This is a genomic window from Streptomyces misionensis (assembly GCF_007896895.1).
GTDB classification, from domain to species: domain Bacteria; phylum Actinomycetota; class Actinomycetes; order Streptomycetales; family Streptomycetaceae; genus Streptomyces; species Streptomyces misionensis_A.
The window spans coordinates 1-5,838 of the sequence record NZ_VOGW01000100.1; the positions used below are offsets into that span (position 1 = coordinate 1).

Here is a 5,838-nt window from a genome sequence, read left to right on the forward strand (position 1 = left end):
CCACCTTCACCATCCCGCCCTGGCCGTGCACCATCCCCTTGGCCACGGCGGTCAGCGGCATGCTGTTGACGTCCACCTCGAACCCCCGCGCCCGCGCCTCCTCCTCGCCCAGGCCCACGGAGGCCGTCTGCGGTGAGGAGTACGTCACCCGGGGCACGGCCGCGTAGTCGACCGGAGCCGGCCGCAGTCCCGCGAGCGTCTCGGCCACCACCAGCGCCTCCGCGAACGAGGCGTGCGCGAGGCCGAGCGAGGGCGGCGGCAGCAGATCGCCGACGACGTGGACGCCAGGCACGGCCGTCTCCAGCCGGTCCCAGTCGGCCGGTACGACGAACCCGCGCGCGTCCGCCGTGAGGCCCGCGGCGGCCAGGTCCAGGCCCTCGGTGACCGGCACCCGACCGACCGCCACCAGCAGCCGCTCCGCTGTCAGCGTCCGCGTCTCGCCGCGCGCGGTGCGCACCCGGGCCGCCACCCCGCCCTCCAGCACCTCCGCGTCCAGCAGCCGCGCCCCCGCCTGCACGTCGACACCGCGCCTGCGCAGCCCCCGCGTCAGATGCCGGCTCACGTCCGCGTCCTCCAGCGGCACGATCCGCTCGGCCGCCTCGACCAGGGTGACCTCCGCGCCCATCGACCGGTGGAAGGAGGCGTACTCCACCCCGATCGCGCCCCCACCGAGCACCAGGACCGAGCCCGGCAGCCCCGGGGCGAACAACGCGTCGTCGCTGGTCACCACCCGGCTCCCGTCCGGCACGAGCCCGGGGAGCGTGCGCGGGCGCGAGCCGGTGGCGAGGACGATGCCCCGGCGCGCGGTGATCCCGTACCTGCCGGGCGCGGACGCCGGATCTCCCGGCCGCCCCACGCCCTCCACGTGCACCGTGCGCGGTCCCGTCAGCCGCGCGCTGCCCCGCACCACCCGCACGCCCGCGTGCTCCAGGTGCGCGGTCACCCCCTTGTGGTTGCGCTCCACGATGTCGTCGCGGGTGGCCACCAGCGCCGCCCAGTCCACGGACTCCAGCGCGGCCTTCACCCCCCACCGCTCCCGGGCCTCGGCGATGCCGTCCACCAGTTCGGCGGCGTGCAGCATCGCCTTGCTCGGGATGCAGCCGCGGTGCAGACAGGTGCCGCCCAGCTTGTCGCGTTCGACGAGGACGACGTCGAGGCCGAGGGCGGCCGCGCGCAGGGCGGTGCCGTAGCCGCCCGTGCCGCCGCCGATGACGATCACATCCGCTGTGTCCATGCTCATGGTCACCACCCTGCGGCCGTCCCTTGCCATGCGTCCAAGGCAATGTTCTTGTGGAATCCATGCAGAACGCTCATGAGGGGACGGGGAGTTGAGCCTGCGGCAGATGGAGTACTTCGTGACGGTCGTCCAGGAGGCGTCCTTCACGCGCGCGGCGGACGCCCTGCACGTCACCCAGCCCGCGCTCTCGCACCAGATCAAGGCGCTGGAGAAGGCGGTCGGCGGGGCGCTGCTGGAGCGGCTGCCCCGGGGCGTGCGGCTCACCCCGATGGGCCGCGCCTTCCTGCCGCACGCCGAACTCGCCGTCCGCAGCGCCGCGCAGGCCCGTCGCGCGGCCCGCGCCGCCGCCGGGGCCGAGGGCGGTGAACTGCATGTCGCCGCCCTGCACTCCATCGCCGTCGGGGCCCTGCCCGACGTGTTCGCCCGCTGGCGCGCCGCCCATCCGAGGGTGCTGCTGCGGCTGCACGAGTACGCCACGTCGGAGGCGCTGGAGGAGGCCGTGCGGCGCGGCACCGCCGATCTCGCGGTGGGCCCGGAGCCGGTCGAGCCGCCCGGGACCGTGGTGCCGATCGGTGCGGAGGAGATCGTCCTGGTGGTGCCCTTCGACGACCGGCTGGCGGGGCGCACGACGGTGACGCTGCCCGAACTCGCGGACCGCTCCTGGGTCCGCTGCGCGATGGAACCCGTGGTGCACGGCGCGCGCTTCCTCGACTGGGCCTGTGGGCAGGCCGGGTTCACGCCCCGGACCGCGGTGTGGACCGAGCAGGCCTCCACGGCCGTGCGGATGGCCGCGGCCGGGGTGGGAGTGTGCGCGGCGGCCGCCCACATCGTGCGCGGCGCGGTCGGCGAGGACTGTGTCGTGCTCACGCCCGACCCGGCGTGGCGGCGCCCGCTCGCCGTCTACGCGCGGGTGCCGCCGACCGGGGCCGCCGAGGCCTTCGTCGCGTTGCTGCGGGCCGTCTGGCCCAGCGTGAGCGGGCTCCCGCGGCGATCCGGCCCCGCGTGATCCGGGCCGGAGGCGCGACCGTCCGGGCATGGCGGGCCCGGCGGTGACGGCCGGGGCGCCGGTCCGGACGTCCGTGGGCGCACGCGTGGGTCCGCCCGTCCGCGGGCGCTGTGCCGGTCGCCCGGCGAGCGGCGGTCAGCCCAGGGCGAGCCACCGGATGCCGAGTTGTTCGATTCGCGCGCTCTCCGTCTCGTCCAGCGGCTCGCGGCCGGTGGCCTTGCGCAGGAAACGCGCGCGGCTCCAGCCCAGTGTCCCGATGGCGGTCGCCTGCTCGGGGCCGAGGAGCAGTTCCAGCACGGTGTCGCCGGCCGACGAGGTGAGCCAGGGCGCACGGCCGAGTGCATCGGCCAGGTCGAGGCCGTGGACGGCGACCTCGACGACCCGGGTGAGCAGGAACTCCGACAGCAGCATGGCGTCACCGTGACGCGTCCGCACGGTGCGGCCGGGCGGCTGGGCCCGGCACAGCCGGTCGACACGTCGCCAGGTCGCGGTGAAGCCCGCGGCGATGTCAGCGCCGTCGGCCGGCTGCGCCGCCCGGTCCCGGGCCAGGGCGATCCGGGCGCCGTTGGTCCGGGCCGAGAAGCGGTCGTCCGGGCGGTAGTACTCCGCCGCGGAGATCCGGGCCGCGTCCGGAGCGGGCGCGGCGAGCATGCCCGGGAGCCAGTCGATCACGACGCAGATGTGCCCCAGCAGGTCGCGCACGGTCCAGGGGACGCAGCGCGTCGGCAGGCTCCACTCCGCCTCGGTCAGTCCTGACACCGCATCGCCCAGCGCCGTCGATTCCCGGCGGAACGCTTCGAGCACGGGTTCGTGATCCATGCCGGTGACCCTACCGACCGGGTGCGGTCGGGCACCCGGTAACGATCGGGGCCGGACGGCGCGGACGCGTGCGCCGCGCCTCGTCGGTGGATCAGTCCGCCGCGCTCCGTTCCAGCAGCGCGACCGGCAGCGGCGCGAACAGGTCCGCCGCCCGGACGCGGCCGGTGAACTCGCGCTCCGGGTGGAGGACGTCGGTCCAGCGGCCGGGGGGCAGGGGCAGCAGGGTGTCCCGCCAGCCGCCCGACTCGGTCAGCCGCAGCGAGAGGCGGGTGACCGCCGTGACCACCTCGCCGGAGCGGGTGAACGCCGTGCAGTGGTCCGCCGCGGGACCCTCGGCGGACAGCGGAGTGTGGGCAGCGGTGGGGCCGAAGGCGTCGGGGCGGCGGGCGCGCAGCCGCAGCGCGGCGGCGGTCAGCGCGTCCTTCTCGCCGGGCGACGGGGGCGGAAAGGCGGCCGGGCGGCGGTTGTCCGGGTCCACCAGGGCCCGGTACTCGCCCTCGGCGCCCTGATAGACGTCCGGCACCCCCGGCATGGTCAGGTGGACCAGGGCGGTGCCGAGGACATTGGCGCGGATGTGCGGCTCCAGCGCCTTGCGGAAGGCGGCCACGCGGTCGCCGGGCGGCCCGCAGGGACCGGCCGCGACGAAGGCGGCCACCGCCTCCTCGTACGGCTCCTCCCGCTCGGTCCAGCTGGTGTACATGCCCGCCTCGCGCACATGCTTCAGCAGGGCCTCGCGCACCCGCTCCTCCTCGGCGGGCCCCAGCCCGAACACCGTCTGCCAGGCCGCCCAGACCAGCTGACCGTCGGGCACGCTCTCCTGCTGCCGGGTCAGCTCCGCCACCAACTCCGCCCAGCGGCCGGGGCATTCGGTGAGCACCGCGAGGGCCGCGCGGACATCGGCGCTGCGCTTGGTGTCGTGCGTGGTGACCGCCGTACCGGTGAGCGGCCAGTCGCGCTGCACCCGGGCGCAGTGGGCGTGGAACTCACGCGGGGAGACCCCCGGCCGGCCCGGGTCGCCGCCCACCTCGGTCGCCGACAGCAGCGGTACGTAGCGGTAGAACGCCGTGTCCTCCACCGACTTGGCGCGCAGCGCGGAGGCCGTCTGCGCGAACCGGGTGCGCAGCTCCACCCGGTCGTCGTGGTCCGGGGCGGCCGGGTCGCCGGGCGGCTCGACCAGCAGCCGGCGCACGATGTCGACGGCCGCCGCCTCCTGCGGCACCACGAAGGCGAGCCGGGCCTCCGCGGCGGCCTCCTCGGTGATCGCGAGGGCCGCGTCGCCGGAGGCGTAGGGGCGGTAGACCCGCATGCGGACCAGCAGTTCCTCCAGGGCCGTGCGCAGCGCCCAGGGTGCCCGGTCGCGCAGCGCCAGGTCCGGCGAGGTAGCGCACAGCCGGGCGGCGACCCGGCTGAGCCGGTCGGTCTCGGTGGCGAGTTCGTGGGTGAGCACCTTGTAGGCGGCCCGCCGTACCGTGGCGTCCCAGACCCCGCCCCGGTCCGGCTGCGGAGCCGCGAAGTCCCGGTACTCGGCGAGGAGTTCGGCCGCGCCGTCCGGATCCGTGAACAGGCCGTCGACCTGGCGCAGGGCGTCGTAGCCGGTGGTGCCCGCGACCGGCCAGGAGGCGGGGAGGTGCTCGCCGTCGGCGAGGATCTTCTCCACCACCGTCCAGCGCCCGCCGCTCGCCTCGTGCAGCCGCGCGAGATAGCCGTCGGGGTCGGCGAGCCCGTCCGGGTGGTCCACGCGCAGCCCGTCCACCACGCCCTCCTCCAGCAGCTGGAGGATCTTGCCGTGGGTGGCGTCGAACACCTCGGGGTCCTCCACCCGCACCCCGATGAGCTCCGAGATGCTGAAGAACCGCCGGTAGTTCAGCTCCGTGCGGGCCAGCCGCCACCACACCGGTCGGTACCACTGGGCGTCCAGCAGTTCGGGCAGCGGCAGGCCCGCGGTGCCGGCGCGCAGCGGCAGCACGTGGTCGTGGCAGCGCAGGACGTCGCCGTCGACCCTCAGGTGCTCCGTCTGCGTACCGAGCGGACCGCCCAGCAGCGGCAGCAGCACCCGGCCGTCCCCGGCCGCCCAGTCGATGTCGAACCAGCGCGCGTACGGCGACTTCGGCCCCTCGCGCAGCACCTCCCACAGGGCGTGGTTGTGCCGGGGCGCCAGCGCCATGTGGTTGGGCACGATGTCCAGCACCAGGCCCAGGCCGTGCTCCCGGGCGGTGCCGGCCAGCGCCCGCAGCCCCTCCTCCCCGCCGAGTTCCGCGCGCACCCGGGTGTGGTCGACCACGTCGTAGCCGTGCGTGGAGCCCGGTACGGCCTCCAGGACCGGCGACAGATGCAGATGCGACACGCCGAGCGAGGCGAGGTACGGGACGGCCGCCGCGGCGGCGGAGAACGGGAAGGCGGGCTGGAGCTGGAGCCGGTAGGTGGCCGTGGGCACCCCCGGTCCGGATCGCGCTGAGGTCATGGGAACCTAGGTACCCATCCCGCCTTTCCTGTCACCGCCGCCGGGCCGACCGGCGCAGCGGGTCGCCCGCTCGGGCTAGGGTCTTTCCTCCGGATCAGGCCGGCTCGGGCCGACGGTGCCTTTCGGCCGAGCCGAGCGGGGGTCTGGTGCGTGCAGATGCAAGGCGGAGGAGGGAGTCGACGTGGAGCGTCGGCGACCGACGACAACGCCGCAGATGCGCGTGCCAGACCCCGCGACCCCGGCAAGAGCCGGAAGACAGGCCCCTACGCGGGGCGCCGCAGCACCGTGAGGCTGCGGTCCGCCAGCCGCAGCCGG

The 5,838-nt window shown here is 75.7% G+C and carries 4 protein-coding genes; 1 reads left to right on the forward strand and 3 read right to left on the reverse strand.

Annotated features, from left to right (window positions below; all coding sequences use genetic code 11):
* The coding region (locus tag FRZ03_RS17060; RefSeq protein ID WP_146466044.1) for a dihydrolipoyl dehydrogenase family protein at nucleotides 1-1,234 on the reverse strand (1,234 nt) is incomplete at its 3' end.
* A gap of 94 nt (nucleotides 1,235-1,328) precedes the next feature.
* Here FRZ03_RS17060 and FRZ03_RS17065 point away from each other — a divergent pair.
* The gene (locus FRZ03_RS17065; protein ID WP_146466018.1) at nucleotides 1,329-2,243 is read left to right on the forward strand and encodes a LysR family transcriptional regulator; all 915 of its coding nucleotides are present in this window, start codon (nucleotides 1,329-1,331) and stop codon (nucleotides 2,241-2,243) included.
* Nucleotides 2,244-2,378: 135 nt separating this feature from the next.
* Here the strand turns inward: FRZ03_RS17065 and FRZ03_RS17070 are convergent, their stop codons facing one another.
* Both FRZ03_RS17070 and treY read right to left on the reverse strand, forming a co-directional pair.
* On the reverse strand, nucleotides 2,379-3,062 hold the full coding sequence (locus FRZ03_RS17070; protein ID WP_146466019.1) for a maleylpyruvate isomerase N-terminal domain-containing protein: 684 nt from the start codon (nucleotides 3,060-3,062) through the stop codon (nucleotides 2,379-2,381).
* Nucleotides 3,063-3,153: 91 nt separating this feature from the next.
* Nucleotides 3,154-5,496, reverse strand: a complete 2,343-nt coding sequence (gene treY, locus FRZ03_RS17075; RefSeq protein WP_146466045.1) for a malto-oligosyltrehalose synthase — start codon at nucleotides 5,494-5,496, stop codon at nucleotides 3,154-3,156.
* Nucleotides 5,497-5,838: the final 342 nt, after the last annotated feature.

Bases quoted from the DNA above. Each gene is read 5' to 3' on its own strand.
- FRZ03_RS17070 (WP_146466019.1), bottom strand. From the start codon at position 3,062: ATGGATCACGAACCCGTGCTCGAAGCGTTCCGCCGGGAATCGACGGCG.